At 68.4% G+C, this 18,393-nt stretch carries 14 protein-coding genes; 8 read left to right on the forward strand and 6 right to left on the reverse strand.

Going from position 1 to position 18,393, the window contains the following annotated elements:
* Positions 1-2 precede the first annotated feature (2 nt).
* From AC069H_RS25590 to AC069H_RS25625, 8 genes are all read left to right on the forward strand, one after another.
* Positions 3-1,277, forward strand: a complete 1,275-nt coding sequence (locus AC069H_RS25590; protein WP_478234033.1) for a hypothetical protein — start codon at positions 3-5, stop codon at positions 1,275-1,277.
* Positions 1,274-2,224 carry a glycosyltransferase family 2 protein gene (locus AC069H_RS25595; RefSeq protein WP_340684818.1) on the forward strand — a complete coding sequence of 317 codons (951 nt, stop codon included), beginning with the start codon at positions 1,274-1,276 and terminating at the stop codon, positions 2,222-2,224. Before AC069H_RS25590 ends, AC069H_RS25595 begins: the two co-directional genes overlap by 4 nt.
* Positions 2,221-3,408, forward strand: coding sequence for a polysaccharide pyruvyl transferase family protein (locus AC069H_RS25600; protein ID WP_478234034.1), 1,188 nt, complete (start codon positions 2,221-2,223; stop codon positions 3,406-3,408). The genes AC069H_RS25595 and AC069H_RS25600 overlap by 4 nt, the downstream gene beginning before the upstream one ends.
* Positions 3,405-4,037: a dTDP-4-dehydrorhamnose 3,5-epimerase family protein gene (locus AC069H_RS25605; protein WP_478234035.1), complete on the forward strand. Its 633-nt coding sequence runs from the start codon at positions 3,405-3,407 to the stop codon at positions 4,035-4,037. The genes AC069H_RS25600 and AC069H_RS25605 overlap by 4 nt, the downstream gene beginning before the upstream one ends.
* 76 nt (positions 4,038-4,113) lie before the next feature.
* Positions 4,114-5,430 carry a glutamate-1-semialdehyde 2,1-aminomutase gene (locus AC069H_RS25610; protein WP_478234036.1) on the forward strand — a complete coding sequence of 439 codons (1,317 nt, stop codon included), beginning with the start codon at positions 4,114-4,116 and terminating at the stop codon, positions 5,428-5,430.
* On the forward strand, positions 5,427-6,926 hold the full coding sequence (locus AC069H_RS25615) for a right-handed parallel beta-helix repeat-containing protein (RefSeq protein ID WP_478234037.1): 1,500 nt from the start codon (positions 5,427-5,429) through the stop codon (positions 6,924-6,926). The genes AC069H_RS25610 and AC069H_RS25615 overlap by 4 nt, the downstream gene beginning before the upstream one ends.
* A gap of 56 nt (positions 6,927-6,982) precedes the next feature.
* Complete coding sequence (locus AC069H_RS25620) at positions 6,983-8,419, forward strand: right-handed parallel beta-helix repeat-containing protein (RefSeq protein WP_478234038.1); 1,437 nt, start codon at positions 6,983-6,985, stop codon at positions 8,417-8,419.
* Positions 8,420-8,592: 173 nt separating this feature from the next.
* The gene (locus AC069H_RS25625; protein ID WP_478234039.1) at positions 8,593-9,549 is read left to right on the forward strand and encodes a hypothetical protein; all 957 of its coding nucleotides are present in this window, start codon (positions 8,593-8,595) and stop codon (positions 9,547-9,549) included.
* Here AC069H_RS25625 and AC069H_RS25630 read toward each other — a convergent pair.
* The 6 genes from AC069H_RS25630 to AC069H_RS25655 are packed head-to-tail and all read right to left on the reverse strand — an operon-like array spanning position 9,533 to position 18,208.
* The gene (locus AC069H_RS25630; protein WP_478234040.1) at positions 9,533-10,168 is read right to left on the reverse strand and encodes a phosphatase PAP2 family protein; all 636 of its coding nucleotides are present in this window, start codon (positions 10,166-10,168) and stop codon (positions 9,533-9,535) included. The genes AC069H_RS25625 and AC069H_RS25630 overlap by 17 nt on opposite strands.
* Positions 10,165-11,346, reverse strand: a complete 1,182-nt coding sequence (locus AC069H_RS25635; RefSeq protein WP_478234041.1) for a glycosyltransferase family 4 protein — start codon at positions 11,344-11,346, stop codon at positions 10,165-10,167. Before AC069H_RS25635 ends, AC069H_RS25630 begins: the two co-directional genes overlap by 4 nt.
* The gene (locus AC069H_RS25640) at positions 11,343-12,563 is read right to left on the reverse strand and encodes an O-antigen ligase domain-containing protein (protein WP_478234042.1); all 1,221 of its coding nucleotides are present in this window, start codon (positions 12,561-12,563) and stop codon (positions 11,343-11,345) included. The genes AC069H_RS25635 and AC069H_RS25640 overlap by 4 nt, the downstream gene beginning before the upstream one ends.
* A 1-nt stretch (position 12,564) precedes the next feature.
* Entirely contained in the window at positions 12,565-14,088 is a 1,524-nt protein-coding gene (locus AC069H_RS25645; protein ID WP_478230826.1) for a right-handed parallel beta-helix repeat-containing protein, read from the reverse strand.
* Positions 14,085-16,031 (reverse strand): heparinase II/III family protein, encoded by a 1,947-nt coding sequence (locus AC069H_RS25650; RefSeq protein ID WP_478234043.1) that lies wholly within the window; start codon positions 16,029-16,031, stop codon positions 14,085-14,087. The genes AC069H_RS25645 and AC069H_RS25650 overlap by 4 nt, the downstream gene beginning before the upstream one ends.
* Positions 16,031-18,208: a bi-domain-containing oxidoreductase gene (locus AC069H_RS25655; RefSeq protein ID WP_478234044.1), complete on the reverse strand. Its 2,178-nt coding sequence runs from the start codon at positions 18,206-18,208 to the stop codon at positions 16,031-16,033. The genes AC069H_RS25650 and AC069H_RS25655 overlap by 1 nt, the downstream gene beginning before the upstream one ends.
* Positions 18,209-18,393: the final 185 nt, after the last annotated feature.

Consider the following 18,393-nt stretch of genomic DNA (forward strand, 5'->3'; position numbering starts at 1 on the left):
CCATGCGATCACTTCTGCGTTCCCAAGCCGTCCGGGCCATGGCCGGACGGCTCAGCTGGGGCCTCGGCGACCAGGCCGTCTCCAGCATCACCAACTTCGTGGTCGGGCTGTTCGTGGCGCGCTCGCTCGGCACGTTCGCCTTCGGCATGTTCAGCCTCGCTTGGGTCAGCTACGGCGTGGTGCTCAACCTGTCGCGCGGGCTGACGACGGATCCGCTGATGGTGCGTTTCTCCGGGGTGCCCACCGAGACCTGGCGGACGGCGACCGCCAGGGCGACCGGGACGGCGCTCTCCGCGGGTGTCCTCGCCGGTGCCGTCAGTGTGGTCGCCGGTCTCGTGGTGGGCGGCCCCATCGGCGGCGCGTTCGTCGCGCTCGGCCTGGTCATCCCCACGTTGCTGCTGCAGGACGCGTGGCGGTTCGCCTTCTTCGCGGCGGGGCACGGGAAGAAGGCGTTCGTCAACGACGTCGTCTGGGGCGTCGCCCTGATCCCGGCGCTGTTCATCGCCCACCGGTGGTTCGACTCGGTCGTCGCGTTCATCCTGGCGTGGGGCCTGTCCGGGGCGGTCGCCGCCGGATACGGCTGCCTGCAGGCCGGGGTCCGGCCGGATCCGCGCGGCACGCTCGGCTGGCTCAAGCGGCACCGAGACCTCGGCACCCGCTACCTGATCGAAAACGTCAGCAACAGCGGCTCGACGCAGCTGCGCATGTACGGACTCGGCGCGATCGCCGGACTCGAGAGCGTCGGCGAGATCCGCGGCGCCGAACTGCTGCTCGGACCGTTCTTCGCTCTTCTGATGGGACTTTCCCTGGTCACCGTGGCGGAAGGTGCGCGAGTGCTCCAGCGAGCCCCGCATCGCCTACGCCACTTCTGCGCCGTTCTGGGCGCGGGCCAGGCGGCCGCCGCCCTGGTCTGGGGTCTCGCCTTGCTTCTGGTACCCCACGACGCCGGCCGGTTCGTCCTCGGCGACGTCTGGGCTCCCGCCTCCGAACTGATCCTCCCGGTGACCATCGGTATCGCCGCGGCGGGATTCAACACCGGGGCGGCCGCCGGATTGCGTGCGCTCGGCGCTGCGAAAAGGAGCCTTCGCGCCCAGCTGATCAACTCGGCCGGCTATGTCGGTTTCGGGCTCATTGGCGCCCTCTTGGCCGGGGCGTCCGGATCCGCTTGGGGGGTCGCGTTGGCGATCACCAGCGGATCGGCGGTGTGGTGGCTTCAGCTCCATTCCGCCCTCAAAGAGCACCTAACTTCGGAGAAGGAAGAAATGAGGACGTCATGAGCACCGCTCCTCGGCTGAGCATCGGGCTCCCTGTCTACAACGGCGAGGATTACCTCGCCGAATCGCTGGACGCACTCCTCGGCCAAAGCTACGAGAACTTCGAACTGATCATCTCGGACAACGCGTCCTCGGACCGCACCGAAGAGATCAGCCGCGAGTACGCGAAGATGGATTCCCGCGTCCGGTATGTCCGCCAGCCGGTGAACATCGGCTGCGCGCCGAACCACAACTACTGCGTCGACGTCGCCCGCGGCGAATTGTTCAAGTGGGCGTCCGACGACGACCTCTACGCATGCGACCTGCTGGAACGGTGCGTCGAGGCGCTCGACGAGCACCCCGAGTTCGTCCTCTCGCACTCGTGGACGGCGATGATCGACGAGAAGGCCGTCGTCACGCAGGCACTGGAGTACCCGCTCAACACGGCTTCGCCGCACGCCGCGGAACGCTTCCGCAGCACGTTGTTCGCACCCGGCGGGGACGACGACGGCGCGGTCATCCGCACCGAGGTGCTGCGCCGCGTCGCACCGTTGGACAGCTACCACCACGCGGACCGCACGATCATCTCCGAACTCGCCCTGCACGGCCCGTTCCACCAGGTGCCCGACTGGCTGTACTTCCGGCGTGACCACCCCGGCCGCTCCGAGCACGAGCACCCGACCGTGCGCAGGCGGGCCGCCAACCTCGACCCGAAGCGGGCCGACAAGCTCCGCCACCCGATGGTCCGGTTGCTCGGCGAGTACGTGCTCGGCTACGTCAACGCGATCCGCAACGCGCCGATCTCCGGCGCGGAGAAGCGCGAATGCTTCCGCTATCTGCGGCAATGGATGCTGAACCGGGCGGGGAACCCGGCCATGGGCCGGATGCCCGACCAGGCCGAGGCCGAACTGGGCCCGCGTGAGGTCTCCGTGGCGTCGGTCGTCGCAGGCCAGGAGGGACGAGTCTCTTGACCTCGCCCGTGAGAATCGGGCTGTTCGGACTCCTCGGATCGGGGAACCTCGGCAACGACGGTTCCTTCGAGGCGGTTCTCGGGTATCTGCGTACGGAACATCCGGACGCCGCGCTCAGCGTGATGTGCGGCGGTCCGGAAGTCGTCGCGGCGCGCTACGGACTCGAGACGACCGCGTTGAACTGGTACGAAGGTGAGTACCGAACAGCATCGGGACCGTTTTCCATCGCCATGAAGGGCTTCGGGAAACTCGTCGACGTCTTCCGCACGACGGCTTGGGTCAGGCGTCAGGACGTGGTGATCGTGCCGGGGATGGGTGTCCTCGAAACCTCCCTTCCCTTGCGTCCGTGGGGGTTCCCGTACGCACTGCTGCTGCTTTCGGCGTCCGGCCGTCTGGTCGGCACCAAGGTGGCTTTGGTGAGTGTCGGCGCCACCGTGAGCACGCACCGGTCCACCCGGACGATCCTCGGCTGGGCCGCGCGGCTCGCGTCGTTCCGGTCCTACCGGGACGAGCCGTCGCGGGAAGCGATGCGCGCGATGGGCACCGACGTCACGAACGACCGCGTCTACCCCGACCTCGCCTTCGCCCTCTCTTCGACTTCGGAGCCGGTGGTGCCCCGTTCCGTCGGAATCGGCGTGATGGCCTATCACGGCGGGAACGACGACAGGGCCCGCGCCGCCGAGATCTATGGGTCCTACGTGGACAAGATGACTCGGTTCGTCGCCGGCCTCGTCGCCGAGGGCCGGCCAGTGCGGTTGTTCATCGGCGACCGGGCCGACGCGCAGGTGGTCGGCGAGATCATGCGGAAGCTGGAATCCCCGCTGGTCACCGCGGCCGACACGGCCACGCTGAATGACGTGATGCGGACGATGTCGACGGTCGAGACCGTCGTCGCCACGCGCTACCACAATGTCTTGTGCGCGCTGAAGCTGGCGAAGCCGACGTTGTCCGTCGGGTACGCCCGCAAGAACGAGGTCCTCATGTCCACGCTCGGGCTCGGGGAGTTCTGCCAATCCGCCAAGGAGATCGACTTCGAGGCGCTGGTGCGCCAGTTCGCCGAACTGGAATCCAGGGCGGGCGAACTGACCGAGATCGTCGCGAAACGAAGCGCGGAGCAGGAGCGGCTGCTGGACGAACAGTTCGCCGCGCTTTCGGCCGCCGTCCTGCCGATGGGAGTCCGATGAAGATCATCCCGGTGCCCGCCATCGCGGGCGCGTACCTGTTCGAGCCGACCCCGCACGCCGACGAACGCGGCTTCTTCTGCCGAACGTTCGACGCCGACGTCGTCCGGTCGGCGGGGATCGACCCGCACGGGTTCCTCCAGGACAGTGTTTCCCGTTCCCGCAAGGGCGTGCTGCGCGGGATGCACCTCCGCGCGGGGCTCGGTGAGGCGAAACTCGTCCGCTGCTCCTGGGGCGCCGTCTTCGACGCCGTGGTCGATCTCAGGCCGGATTCACCGACGTACCTCGGCAAGGAGACGTTCGAACTGTCCGGGGAGACTCAGGTGTCGCTGTACATCCCGGCGGGTTGCGCGCACGGATTCCAGGCACTCACCGAGTACGCCGACGTCTCCTACCGGATCGACCGCGCGCACGACCCTTCCGAGGACGTCGCGATCGCCCACGACGATCCGGAGCTGGCGATCCCGTGGCCGCTTCCGGTGGCGCTGATGTCGGAGCGGGACCGATCCGCGCTCCCGCTTTCCGCGGTACTGGCGTCCATCGGTGGACCCGCGTCCTCGATGGACGTCGGCGGGACGCCGCCCGATCTCCCACCTCGCGGTGACCGGGAAGGCGTCCTGCCGGCGCGATAGCGGGTCTTCGGCGAGGCGGGCCACGCGGATTCGTCTCAGATCCGCCACCAGGTACTACAGAACACGAGGTGAGAGCATGACCCGTCAGCTTCCCCGATCCATGCGGGCCAACGAGCGCCTCCACGCGATGATCCCCGGCGGGGCGCACACCTACGCCAAGGGCGACGATCAGTACCCGGAGAACCTGGCGCCGGTCATCTCGCACGGGCTCGGCGCGCACGTCTGGGACGTCGACGGGAACGAGTACATCGAGTACGGCTCGGGGCTGCGCGCGGTCAGCCTCGGGCACGTACACCCGCGGGTGAGCGAAGCCGCCCACCGCGAGATCGACCGGGGCGCCAACTTCGCCCGTCCATCCATTGTGGAGGAACGGGCGGCGGCGAAGTTCCTCGAAACCGTGCCCACCGCCGAGATGGTCAAGTTCGCCAAGAACGGTTCGGACGCCACCACGGCCGCGGTCAAGCTCTCCAGGGCCGCCACCGGAAGGCCGCTCGTGGCGATCTGCCGTGACCACGCCTTCTTCTCCATCGACGACTGGTTCATCGGCACCACGGCGATGTCGTCGGGCATCCCGGACGGGATCACCGATCTCACCGTGTCGTTCCCCTACGGCGACCTCCCCGCGACCGAACGGCTGCTGCGGGAGAACGCGGGCCAGGTGGCCTGCCTCATCCTGGAGGCGTCCACCCAGCTCGAACCGCCCGCCGGGTACCTCGTCGGCCTGCGGGAACTCGCCGACCGGTACGGCTGCGTACTGATCTTCGACGAGATGATCACCGGTTTCCGCTGGTCCGAGGCGGGAGCGCAGGGTCTCTACGGCGTCACGCCGGATCTCTCGACGTTCGGCAAGGCACTCGGTAACGGATTCGCCGTCTCGGCGCTGGCGGGCAAACGCGAACTGATGGAACTCGGCGGACTCCGCACCGCCAAGGAGCGCGTCTTCCTGCTGTCCACCACGCACGGCGCCGAAACGCATTCGCTGGCCGCCGCGATCGCGGTCATGGAGACCTACACCGAAGAAGGCATCGCCGCGCGGCTGCACGCGCTCGGCGACCGGCTCGCCGCCGGGGTCCGCGAAGTCGCGGCCTCGGCCGGGGTCGGGGAACACGTCGTCGTGCGCGGCCGGGCGAGCAACCTCGTCTTCGGCACGCTCGACGCCGAGAAGAAACCGTCGCAGGACTACCGAACGTTGTTCCTGCGGCAACTGGTCACGGGCGGGGTCCTCGGACCGTCGTTCGTGGTCAGCAGCGCGTTGTCCGAAGAAGACATCGACCGGACGGTCGAAGTGGTCTCGCAGGCCTGCCTCGTGTACCGCAAAGCGCTCGACGCGGAAGATCCGGCACCGTGGCTGGGTGGCCGTCCGGTGAAGCCGGTATTTCGGAGAAGGGTATGAGTTCAGGGATCGCGTATCGCTCGGCCGGCTCGCGCACGCTGCGCGTGGCGTTGTCGGTGCTACTGCTCCAGGTCGCCGTTGAAATCACAGCGGAGGCAACCGAAGAGCCGGCTCGAGGGGTGTGCGGCACGACCGTCGGCGTCCCTTCCGCCCCGGAAGGCGCCCAGGTCGTCGATCCGGGCACCGATCTGACCGACAAGACCCGGTTCAGCCCGCCGGGGAGCACGTTCTGGCTGGCACCGGGCACGCATACGCTGAGTTCCGACCAGTTCGGCCAGGTGATGCCCAAGGACGGCAACGTCTACCTCGGCGCACCCGGCGCCGTACTGGACGGACGCGGGATCAACCGCGCGGCCTTCACCACGCAGGCCAAGGACGTGGTGATCCGCGGGCTGACCATCCGCGGTTTCGTCGCCGAACGGGACCAGGGCGTGGTCAATCACGACTCCGGTGAGCGCTGGACCATCGAAGGCAACGTCATCGAGGACAACGACGGCGCCGGGATGATGACCGGGACCGGCCAGCGGGTGATCGGGAACTGCCTGCGCAACAACGGCCAGTACGGCATCAACGCCTACCGTTTCGGCGGCGGGCTGGCCGGTCTGGTGATCGAGGGCAACGAGATCACCGGGAACAACACCGGCGACTGGGAGACCAGGATCCCCGGTTGCGGTTGCAGCGGCGGCGCGAAGTTCTGGGCCGTGAACGGTGCCGATGTGATCGGCAACTGGGTCCACCACAACCACGGTGTCGGGCTCTGGGCCGACACGAACAACAACGATTTCCTCATCCAGGACAATCTGATCGAGGACAACGCCTCCGAGGGACTGTTCTACGAGATCTCCTACAACCTGGAGCTGATCGGGAACACCTTCAACCGGAACGCGCTGGTGCAGGGCCGCAACCGGGCCGCCAAGGGCGACGACTTCCCGGTCGCCGCGGTGTACCTCAGCGAATCGGGTGGCGAGCCCGGACTGCCCGCCCGGACCAGCCGGATCGACATCCGGGGCAACATGTTCTCCGACAACTGGTCGGGGATCACGCTGTGGGAGAACGCCGACCGGTTCTGCAACAGCCCGGCCAACACGTCGACGCTGTCCTGTACGGCCTGGGTTTCGCCGACGTCCGCCTGCTCCGATCCGGGTATCAAGACCGAACCGCTGTACGGCGACTGCCGCTGGAAGACGCAGCGCGTTTCGGTGCACGAGAACACGTTCGAGTTCGATACGTCGCTGGAAGGCTGCCTCGGCCTCTGCGGACGGATGGCGGTGCTCTCGAACTACGGGACTTTCCCGGCCTGGTCGCCATACCGGGGTGCCGTGATCTCCGAGGCGATCACCTTCCGGCAGGACAACCGGTGGTACGACAACCAGTACTACGGGCCCTGGACGTTCGTCGCCCACGACACGTCACGGCGGCTGACCGCGGCGCAATGGCGGGCGGCGCCCTACCTGCAGGACGGCTGCAGCGGGTTCGGAGAGCCGGTGACCTGCTGAAGGTTCACCTGTAAGTGTCCACCTGGGACCGTCCATAGTGGCTTACCGTTGCCTTCATGCCCGCGTTCCTGGTTGTTCTGATGCTGATCGCGACAGGAGTCGTCACGGCTTCGGCGGCTCCTGTCGCGGCCTGCGCCGCGGGACCGGTGAGCCCGGGCGAACCGGACGGCGCCGTGGTGATCTCCCCGGGGATCGACCTTTCCGCGAAGACACGTGAGCTCCCGGCCGGCACGACATTCTGGCTGACCGAGGGCAAGCACACCCTCGGCCCGGACGAGTTCGGGCAAGTCATCCCCAAGGACGGCAACGCCTACCTCGGCGCACCCGGCGCCGTACTGGACGGTGGCGGCGTCAACCGCTACGCGTTCACCCAGCGGGCTCGCGACGTCGTCATCCGCGGCCTCACGATCCGCGGTTTCGCGGCGCCGCGCGATCAGGGCGTGGTGAACCACGACTCCGGTGAACACTGGACCATCGAAGGCAACACCATCGAGGACAACCGCGGTGCCGCGATGATGGCGGGTCCGCGTCAGGAGATCCTCCGGAACTGCCTGCGGAACAACGGGCAGTACGGCATCAACGCCTACCGGGCGGGCGACGGGATCACCGGGTTGCTCGTCGAGGGCAACGAGATCACCGGGAACAACACCGACGACTGGGAGACGAAGGAACCCGGCTGCGGCTGCAGCGGCGGAGCGAAATTCTGGGCCGTGAACGGCGCCGACATCCGCGGCAACTGGGTCCACCACAACCACGGTGCCGGGCTCTGGGCCGACACGAACAACAACGACTTCCTCATCGAGGACAACCTGATCGAGGACAACGAGGCCGAGGCGTTGTTCTACGAGATCTCCTACAACGTCGTGGTCCGCGGGAACACCTTCCGGCGGAACACGCTCGTGCAAGGCCGCGCTTTCGCTTCTCGCGGGGACGATTTCCCGGTCGGCACGATCTACCTTTCGGAGTCCGGCGGCGAGCCGCGTGTTCGTGCCCGCACTTCGCTGGTGGAGATCGTCGACAACGTCTTCGAGGACAACTGGTCCGGAATCACCCTGTGGGAGAACGCGGACCGCTTCTGCAACAGCCCGGCGAACACGTCTTCCGGCTCTTGCACCCTCCTCGTCCCTTCGGTCTCCTCCTGCTCTTCGCCGGGGATCACTTCTCGGCCGTTGTACGACGACTGCCGGTGGAAGACCCAGCGGGTCTCCATCCACGGCAACAAGTTCTCTCACGGGTCCGATTGCTCGGGCTTTTGCGGACGGATGGCTCTCTTGGCGAACTTCGGGACCTATCCGGACTGGTCGCCTTACCGGGGATCTTCCGTTTCGGACGCGGTGACCTTCCGGCAGGAGAATCGGTGGTACGACAACGATTATTCCGGTGCGTGGCGGTTCGTCGTTCAGGACGCTTCGCGGACCGTGGGGGTTTCGGGGTGGCAGGGGGCTCCTTACGCGCAGGATGCTTGTAGTTCCTTTGGGGATGGTGGGTGCTGAGCGGCGTGACCCCGGCGCGAGTGGGGAATGGAGCCGCCGCCCCTCCGCGACGATGTAGGAATTGGGACGTTGAGTGTCCCAATTCCTACATCGTCGCCACCTTTTCTTCGTGAGAGGGACTTTCGTGCAATCTCAGGGCGAAAAATGTCGGTACCGGCTTGCACGATGGTCCGGTGCGAAGAGGAACCTGGCCTACCGGCCCCCTGCTCACCGCCCCGGACCATCCGGAGGTGGTCCGCGCGACCGATCTCGAACGGATCGGTGTACCGCGCCGGACCATCTCTCGCCGCTGCGCGGCGGATGGCCCCTGGCGAACGCTGCTCCCCGGTGTCGTCCTGCTGAGCAGCGGTCCACCGACTCATGAGCACCGCGTCCGCGCCGCGTTGCTCCATGCCCGGCGAGACGCGGTGCTCACCGGCGCTTGGGCACTCCGCCGCCACGGTTTGGAAAGGGTTCCTCAGCAGGGGGAAGTCCATGTCCTCATCCCGGCGAACCGCGGCGTGGCCGATGCCGGGTTCGTCCGTATAGAGCGAACTCACCGCCTGCCTCGTCCCCATTTCCGAGGAGATCTCCCGGTCGCACCTGTCCCCCGTGCCGTCATCGACGCCGCCCGCAGGCTCACCGACGAAGACGAGATCCAGGCGATGATGGCCGAGTCGGTCCAACGTCGCTTCTGCACCCCCGAAATGCTCGCCCACGAGCTGGACCGAGCAGGCCGAAACGGAACGGCCCTGCCCAGGAAGGCCCTCGTTCCGCTCGTGGCGGGCGCGAGATCCGTCGCCGAGGCCGACGCCTGGCGTCTCTGGCGAAGATCCGGTCTCTCGCCGGGCCACTGGAACGTCCCGATCTTCGACGCGAACGGGAACCACATCGCCACTCCGGACTTCTGGTGTGACGAGTGCGCCTTCGCCTGGGAGATCGACTCCTACCGCCACCACGCGAACCTCGACGGCCATCGCGCCACCGTCGCGCGCAACGCCCGTTATGTCGCCGCGGGGATCGTCGTGCTGCAGACGTTGCCGTCCCGGCTGCGCACCGAGCCGGACGAGGTCGAGCGAGAGTTGCGCGCCGCGTTCCGGACGGCACAAGCGCGGCCACGGCCGAACATCGTGATCAAGCGGACCGCGTGAGCCGGTCCACCGCCCACCCCACCACCGGCACCACCGCGACAGCCACCCCGAAACCCCCGAAGGTGTCCGTCGGATAGTGCGCACCCAGCGCCACTTCGGCCCACCCCATCGCGAGCCCGGCGAAAGCGACCAGGCCCACCAGTACCGAAGCCCCGCCGAGAACGCCGAGACCCCGCACATCGATCACCAACAGCGCGACGACGGCGGCCACGGTGACCGCGAAAGCCGTGTGACCGCTCGGGTAGGAGAGGAATTCGCCGTGGATCAGCCTGCCGGTCAGGGGTTTCAGGCCGGTGGTCAGCGCCACCGTCACCCCGGAGGCGGCCACCAGCAGGATCGCCGTCCGCGGCCGCCGGTGCCGCACGCACACCCAGCCGAACAGCGCCATCACGACGATCGCGCCCACCGGTTCTCCCGCGAAGTCGATGGCGGTCGCCACGTACCAGAGCGGGCCTTGCACTCGGTCGGCCACCGCCAACACCAGGGCGTCGAGGCCGGCGGTGTGGGAAGTCCCAGCGTAGCGGAGGCCGAGGACGAGGGCGACGACGAAGCCGAAGGCGCCCAGCGCCCAGAGTGGGATCCGCGCCCGCGGCGGGAGCGCGGGCGGACCGGTGATCACGCGTCGATCGCTGCCTGATAGCCGCCGACGAGCCGTTCGAGGCCGACCTTCGGGGTGAACTCCTGTTCGTACACCAGCCGTGCCGCCCAGCCCATTTCCTGGTTCCGTTCGGCGTCGCCGACGATCTCCCGTAGCCGCGCCGCGAGCGATTCGGCGTCCCCGGGTTCGTGCAGCAGGCCGGTGACGCCGTCTTCGACGAGTTCGCGGAAGGCGCCGTGGGCCGCGGCGACGGTGGGGACACCGGCGGCCATCGCCTCGACCACGACGAGTCCGAACGCCTCCAGCCATTCGGACGGGGCGATGACGGCGTTCGAGCGGACGATCAGGTCTTGGCACTCCGCTTTGGACTGAAGCCCGACGTAGCGGACATCGTCTCGGCCGTGGGCCCAGCGCGCGACCTCGTCCTGCATCGGGCCGGTGCCGGCGATCACCAGCGGCGGCACCGGGCCACCCGCCGCGACGAACCGATCCCACGCCTTCATCAGCAGACCGATGCCTTTTTCCTCGGTGATCCGGCCGAGGAACAGCAGATGCTCCCCCGCGCCCTTGCGCGTCTTGCCAGGGTCGGTGACGTAGTTGTACTTCACCGCGAGCCGTTCGGCGGGCATCCCGGCGGCGATCAGGATCTCGCGCTGGGCCTTCGAGATGCAGAAGAACCGCGAAACCCCGGTCCACCAGCGGTTCCGGTTCAGCATCATGCTCGCCGCCATCGGCACGGTGGCCGGCCCCGAACCACGGTAGCACCCGTGCCGCACCGCCGGGATCGGCTTGCGTCCCACGCAGTCGGTGCAGATGTAGCCCTCGCGGAACAGCGTGCCGGGCGGGCAGATCAGGGTGTAGTTGTGCACGGTCGCGACCGTCGGGACCCCGGCGTCGGCACACGCGGCCAGCACGGAGGGTGACAGCAGCGGGAACGTGTTGTGGACGTGGACGACGTCCGGCCGATCGTCGGCCAGTCGCCGCGCCAGTTCCGCGCGCACGGCCCGGTTCCACGGCACCCGCAGCGGGACGACGGCCTTGCGCGGCAGCGACATCCCGGCGATGTCGTCGCTGCGCCGCTCGAACAGGCCGACCTCGTGCCCGGCCTCGGCCAGCAACGCGGTCTCCTGGTCGACGACGTTGTTCTCGCCACTCGGCTGCTCGGATCGGTACCGATTGTGGATCACGAGAACCTTCACACGGGCTCCTTGACGAACTCGGGTTCTTCGGCGGGCACACGCACCAGCAGCGACGCGGCCAGCGCCAAGTGCAGCAGGTACGGCGACGCGTCGCCGAGGCCCGCCTCGGTGTAGGAGGCGGAAAGACAGTAGGTGATCAGGAAGATCGCGCAAGCCCTGGCGGGCGACGGCGGCCGCAGCACCGCGACCACCACCAGCACGAGCAGGAACGCCGCCACGATCGCGATCCCGACGTAGCCCTGCTCGTGGTAGACGGCGAGCCAGCTGCTGTCGATCGGAAGCCCGTCGTAGGACTTGTCGGTCAGCCCGACACCGAACAGGTATTCGAGCGTTGTCCGCGGCGCGTCGAGCAGCGCGTCCCACACCTTCGCACGGCCGGTGAGGCTGGAGAAGTTCTCCTCGGACTGTCCCCGCAGAAACCAGGTCTGGAGCAGCCCGCTCAGCGCCACCGCGCAGAACCCCCCGCCGAGTACCAGCCAGGTGAACACCTTGCGCGCGCGAGCGCTGGACATCCACTGCGACATCAACGCCACCACGGTCCCGGCCACCAGGCCGAGCATCGCGGTGCGGGTGTGGGTCAGCAGCAGGATCCCGAACGCCGGGACGATGACGACCAGCGCGTGCTTCCGCTCCAGCTTCCCTCCGAGCCACAACAGCGTCGTCAGGCCGATGACGACGGCCGCGTACTGGCCGACCTGCGGCGGCGTCAGCGGCCACAGCGTTCCGGTGAGCCGTCCGCCGTACTCGAACGGCATCGCGTTGCCCGGGCCGAGCGCGAGCCCGATCACCACCGTCACCAGCACCACGCCGTAGGCGCGGATATGCGTGCGGACGAGGTCGAGACCGCCGTTCCACCACCGTGTCAGCAGCCACAGGGTGCTGAGGAAGAGGGCGAACCGGAAGCAGCGGAACAGCGCGCCGAACCCGCCTTCCAGGTTCAGGCTGGAGACCACACTCAGCACCAGCAGCAGGGTGAGCAGGAAGAGATAGGCGCTCGGCCTGATCCGCAGCCGGGCGTTCAGGGCGAGCGCGATCACGAACGCGGCGCCCAGCGCGCCCATGGTGATCAGCTGGCTGACCGAACGCGGCAACGGGATGAGCGTCTTCGCCCCTGTCGAGCCCAAGGTGTTGATGATCAACAGTGTCCAGGCGACGCCGACCGCCTTGGGCATCCCCGTGCGGATCGACGGTTCGGCCCGGACCGCGGGATCGAGCATGTCAGCCACCTCCCGCACGGGTGAGTTTGCTGCCCTGGTCCTGTTTGTAGGGCGCGCCCTGCCATTCACCGAAGCCCAGGACCCGGCTCGGTTCGAACGCCACGAAGTTCCACGGCCCGGAGTAGACGTTGTCGTAGAGGCGGTTGCCCTGGTCGAAGGTGATCGCCTGCTGGACCACCTCGCCCTTGTACGGCGACCAGTCCGGGAACGTGCCGAAGTTCGCGAGCATCGCCATCCGTGCGCAGCTCTCTTCGCAGCCGGCGACGGCCGGGTCGAGCACGAACCGGTTGTGGTGGATCTCGACGCGCTGGGTCTTCCAGCGGCAGTCGCCGTTCAGCGGCCCGCCCGCGATCCCGGGCAGCGCGCATTTCGCCCGCTCGGGCACCAGCCGCGTGCAGGAGCCGGACGAGGTGTTGGCCGGACTGTTGCAGAACCGGTCGGAGTTCTCCCACAGGGTGACGCCGTTCCAGTTGTTCTCGAACGTGTTCCCGGAGATCTCCAGCTTGTCCGTGCGCGCCTTCACCCTCGGCTCGCCGCCGGATTCGGACACGTAGATCGACGCCACCGGGAAGCTGTCGCCGCGGTCGATGTAGCGCTTGCCGTCCACCCGGTTGTTGCGGCGGATGGTGTTGCCGCTGATCACGGCGTTGTAGCTGGTTTCGTACATCAGCGCGGAGCCGTCGTTGTTCTCGATGACGTTGCCCGCGACGCGGAAGTCGTTGTTGTTCGTGTCGGCCCACAGCCCGACGCCGCGGTTGTCGTGCACCCAATTGCCGACGATGTCGGCGCCGTCGACCTCCCAGAACTTGATCCCTCCGGAGCAGCCACAGCCGTCGATCTTGCGTTCCCAGTCGCCGGTGTTGTTGCCGGTGATCTCGTTGCCCTCGACGACGAGACCGGTGATGCCGCCGTCCTGCGCGTAGGCGTTCATCCCGTACTGGCCGTTGCGACGCAGGCAGTTGCCCCGGACCTGCTGCCGCGCGCCCGCCATCAGCGCCGCGCCGTCGTTGTCCTGGACGGCGCTGTGCTCGATGACCCATCCGTCGGCCGAATCGTGGTTGACCACGCCTTCGTCGTGCGGCGCGGCGAAGCCCTGCACGGTCAGATTCCGGATCTTGACGTCGGCGGCGTCCCCCGCGAAGGCGTACTGGTTGATCTTCCGGCCGTCGAGGACCGCCTTCGGACCACCCACGTAGACGTTTCCCGGCTTCGGATTGACCTGGTCGTAGCGGTCGTCGCCGAGTTTGTGCGTCCCCGGTGCCAGCCAGAACGTCGTCCCGGCCGGACTCGACCGAGTCTTCGCCGCGAGGTCGCCCGGCACCGCCGGGTCGATCTTCACCGCCCCCGCCGGCGCTTCCGCCGGACCCTCCGGCAGCTTGTCGCACACCTGCGCGATCGCACCGGACGGCGCCTTGGCCGGATCCGGTCCAGGCTCTTCGGCCGGGGTGGTGCAGGCGGTGAGCGTCAGCGAGCCGAGCAGCACCAGAAGCGCTGCCCGGCGGAGGCGGTGCGGTCGTGCGATCACAATGGGGGATCCTCGTTATCGGGTTCGAAGGTGAGCACACTGGTGAACGTGGCTCCGTCGACGGCGGTTCCGCTGCCGAGCAGGGTCCACGACGGCTCGCGACGGCCGAACCCGGCCGAGTACCAGCCCATCGGCGGGGTGGTCTCGCCGCGATGCGCCGACCAGCCCAGCTCCGGCGGCAGCTCGAACGAAGCCGTACGAGCCTCGCCGCCGACGGTCCAGGACAGTGTCGCCGTCCCGCCGGAAAGCGAGACCTCGACCAGCGGCCCGAAGTGGAACGCGAGACGGCAGTGCTGTGCCTCGCCACCGCGGACCTCGTCGAGAATCCGCAGTCCAGTGCCTTCCAGCTCCACCGAACGCCGGTGGACGGACGGCGCGTAGCCGTCGTGCTCCGCGCTCCAGCGCGACGGCGTTCCCGCGGCGATCACGGTGGTGACGGCGTGTTTCGTCCACAGGAACGGACCGCCGGAGACCGACTGGTCGGCGCGGGAGAGTTCGAGCGTGTTGTGCCCGGCCGTGGACCGGAAGTACGACCGCCACTTCGGTTCGCCGTGGTAGCAGTAGGTCCCGGGGTCGGCGAGGATGTCGACGCCGTCGTGCCGGACCTCCACCGAGAGCGCGTCCGCGTGGGCGTGAGCGGCGATGGACAGGAAGCCGTGCGGCCCGCCGTCACAACGACACCAGATCCCGCCGTCCCGCAGGATGGTCATCCCGGCGTCGGCGAAGTCGTCCCGCCGCCGCACCGGACGCCGCGCGCCGACCCGGATGTCCTTGGCCAGCGCGGAGAAGAGCTGCGTGCGGATGTCCCCGCCCGTGGTCTCCGGCCACCAGTCCAACCGTCCGAAAAGGACGGACCCGGTGTCGAGCAGCGAGGCCCAACGACCGGTGTCCTCACCGTCGACGATGAGGCCGAAACCATCGTCCGCGTCACCCTGCCTCGGCGGGCGCAGCCGATTGTCCACAATGGACGCCAGAGCGTCGGTCATCCGAAGCAGCACGAGCCAGGTCGACTCGGGCACCGCGACCCCGGAGGCCTTCGCCTCCAGCGCCCCGGCGAGGCCCAGTTCCAGGACGAGCCCGTGGTACTCCGTGGCGAGTTCCCGGTTGAGGCCGGAGTCGAAGGTGTTGTGCCGCAACATCTTGTCGAGCGACGCGAGCGCCGTGTCCCGCCACGCGGCGGATTCCGGGAACCAGGCGAACGCGCAGGCCGCGGCGAGCTGTCCCGCGTCCTCGGCGATCACGTGGTTGTTCGCCGACGAACCCCGGCTCGGGAACGCCGCCAGCCAGCGCTGGTGGTGCCAGATCTGGCCGAGGGCCACGGGGTTGTCCTCGAACAGCGACGGCGCCTGCGCCCAGCCGTCGAGCAGGCGCCGGACCCACACCCACGACAGCAGCCGGATACCGAGTTCGATCCCGCTGACCCAGTGCACCCCGCGCATCGGCGGATTGGCCGCCCACCACGACTTCAGGTGCGCGGCGACGCGTTCGGCGTACCGGTCCTCGCCGGTCAGGGCGTACGCGGCGGCCAGCACGGTGAGGTGCTGGTGCCGCGACGGCTCCCAGATCTGCTTGATGTCGCCGACGGCGTCCTCGCTCCGGTACGGGATGTCGAAGGAGTACACATCGGACGGTGCGCGGCGGCCGGTCTTCGGGTCGTACGACCAGTCCGGGGCGACGAGGTCGTCCCGCTCGACGCCGAAGTACTCCGCGCGCCCGTCCATCAGCCGGTCGGCGGTGACGAGCAGATCCTTCACGGCTTCGCCCGAAACGGCGGCGAGGACGTCTTCACCGGGCACCGTCACGAACCGGCGGTCCGGCAGCCAGGCGGGCTTCTCCCCCGCGACCCCGCGCCACTGGCGTTTGCGCACGACGTCGGTGACCCGGCCGGCGATCTCGGCAGGTCCCATCCGCGACAGTCTTCGCAGGTACCAGGACGGATCCATCAGCCGAGTCCCTCCGTGCCGATCCGCACCACGGCGCCGGTCTCCAGGCTGCGGTTGACCGCGAGCGTGGCCAGCGTCGTCGAAACGAGCGACTCGACCGAGACCGGCATCGCGACACCGGTGGTCAGCGCGTCGACGAACGCTTCGAGTTCGGCGGCCTGCCCCTTGTCCCGGCCCTTGGGGATGCGGGAGCTGGCCCACTTCTTGCGGCCGAACACCGACGCGCGCGCGAAGTCGTCGAATTTCAGCACCTTGCCGTCGGCGGTGAGATCGATCGTTTCCTTGGGGAACGCCGACGAACCGTTGGTGGTGTACGCGATCGACGCCGTCGAGCCGTCCGGATAGCGCAGCAGGATCTGGAGGTCCTGGTGCCCGGGCGTCGCGGTGGCGTACACGGAGACCGGGTCGGAGCCCAGCAGCCAGCTGACCGTGTCGATGAAATGCCCGCCCTCGCCGGCGAACCGCGAGCCCTCACTGTCGGCCTGGTTGTACCAGCTGTTCGCGTCGAGCTGCCCGGCGTTGACCAGGTAGCGCACGGAAGCCGGGCCGATCCGCGGGCCGAACTGGCGCACCGACTCGTTCAGCAGCGGGGCGAACCGGCGGTTGAAGCCGACCTGCAGCCGGTCGTTGCCGGATTCCTCGATCGCGCCGAGCACGACCTCGAGTTCCTTCTCCGACAGCGCGAGCGGCTTCTCGACGAAGACGGCCTTGCCCGCGAGCAGCGCCCTCCTGGTCAGCTCGGCGTGCGAGCTGTGCCTGGTCACGATGAACACGGCGTCGATCGAGGAGTCTTCGAGCATCGCGTCGACGTCGGTGGAGGTGCGGGCGAAGCCGAACTTGCGCTTGGCGTTCGCGCCCGAGAGCGCGGACGTGGTGACGACTTCGAAGAGGTCGAGGTACTCCATCTCCACGAGATGCGGGAGAAGCATCGAGGACGCGTAGTTGCCGGCGCCGATGAAACCGACCCGCAGGCTGCCGGGCTTCGGCACCGCGCGCGAAGTCACCGTCTTCGGGAGGGCGACCGAGGTGACGTGCTCGGTGGTGGTAGCGGCGCGCTTCTCGTACTCGAACAGCACCGCGACGGCCTTGAGCTCGCCCTCGTTGAGCTTCCGGTACGTCTCGACGGCGTCGGAGAAGGCCGAGACATGCGAGATCAGCGGCTCGACGTCGAGACGGCCGCTGCCCATCAGGTCGACGACGCATTCGAGGTTGCGGCGCTCGGTCCAGCGGACCTGACCGATCGGGTAGTCGCGGCCTTCGAGTTCGTACTCCGGGTCGTAGCGGCCGGGGCCGTACGAACGGGAGAACCGGACGTCGAGTTCCTTCTCGTAGTAGGCGTTCCACGGCAGGTTCAGCGAGCACTTGCCGATGTCGATCACCCGGCCGCGGTCGCGGGCCAGCTTCGCGGCCAGCTCCACCGGCTCGTTCGTGCTGCCGCCCGCGGCGAGGTACACCTGGTCGACGCCGTGCCCGGAGCTGATCTCCGCGACCGCGGTGTCGATGACGCCCGATCCGGGATCACCGCATTTCAGCGCCCCGAGTCGTTCGGCGAGCTCGCAGCGCGCCGGGTCCGGGTCGACACCGACCACGCGGACCCCGGAGGCGACCAGCAGCTGCACGACCAACTGGCCGATCAGGCCGAGCCCGATGACCAGCGCGATGTCGCCGATCTGCGGTTCGCCCTGGCGGACACCCTGCATCGCGATCGAGCCGACCGTGCCGAACGCGGCGTGCCGAGGGTCGACGCCGTCGGGCACCTTGGAGTACAGGTTCTTGGGCACCCAGTTCAGTTCCGCGTGCAGCGCGTGCTCGTTCCCCGCGCACGCCACGTGATCCCCGACGGCGACGTCGTCGATGCCCGCGCCGACCTCCTCGACTACACCGCACAGCGAGTACCCCAGTGGCGTGTACGAGTCGAGTTTGTTCATCGCCTTGCGGTACGTGGCGCCGAGCCCGTTCGTCGCGACGCTCTGCATCACCTTCGCGACCTGATCCGGCCGGGCCTTCGCCTTGCCCACCAGCGAAAGGCTCGCCTCGGACACCTTCATCATCTCGGTGCCGGTGGAGATCAGCGAATAGGCGGTGCGGACCAGCACACCCCCCGGTTTGCACGCGGGCACTTCGACGTCGAGGAGCGCCAGCTCCCCGCTCTTGTAGTTCTGCACTACCTGCTTCACGTCGCTCCTAAGGGGCAAGGGTGGAGAGAGGGGCGGCGGTACCGCGTCGGTCGGGGTGGTCGTGAGTGGCGATTCGGGTTAGAACCCGAATCGCCACTCACGACCCACCCGACCGGGGAAAACACCCCACCCCTCCTCTGGGGTGGCCCCCCCCCGCTGATCCAATTCCCCCCCTCCCGAGCTTT

Source organism: Amycolatopsis sp. NPDC043887 (genome assembly GCF_056435665.1).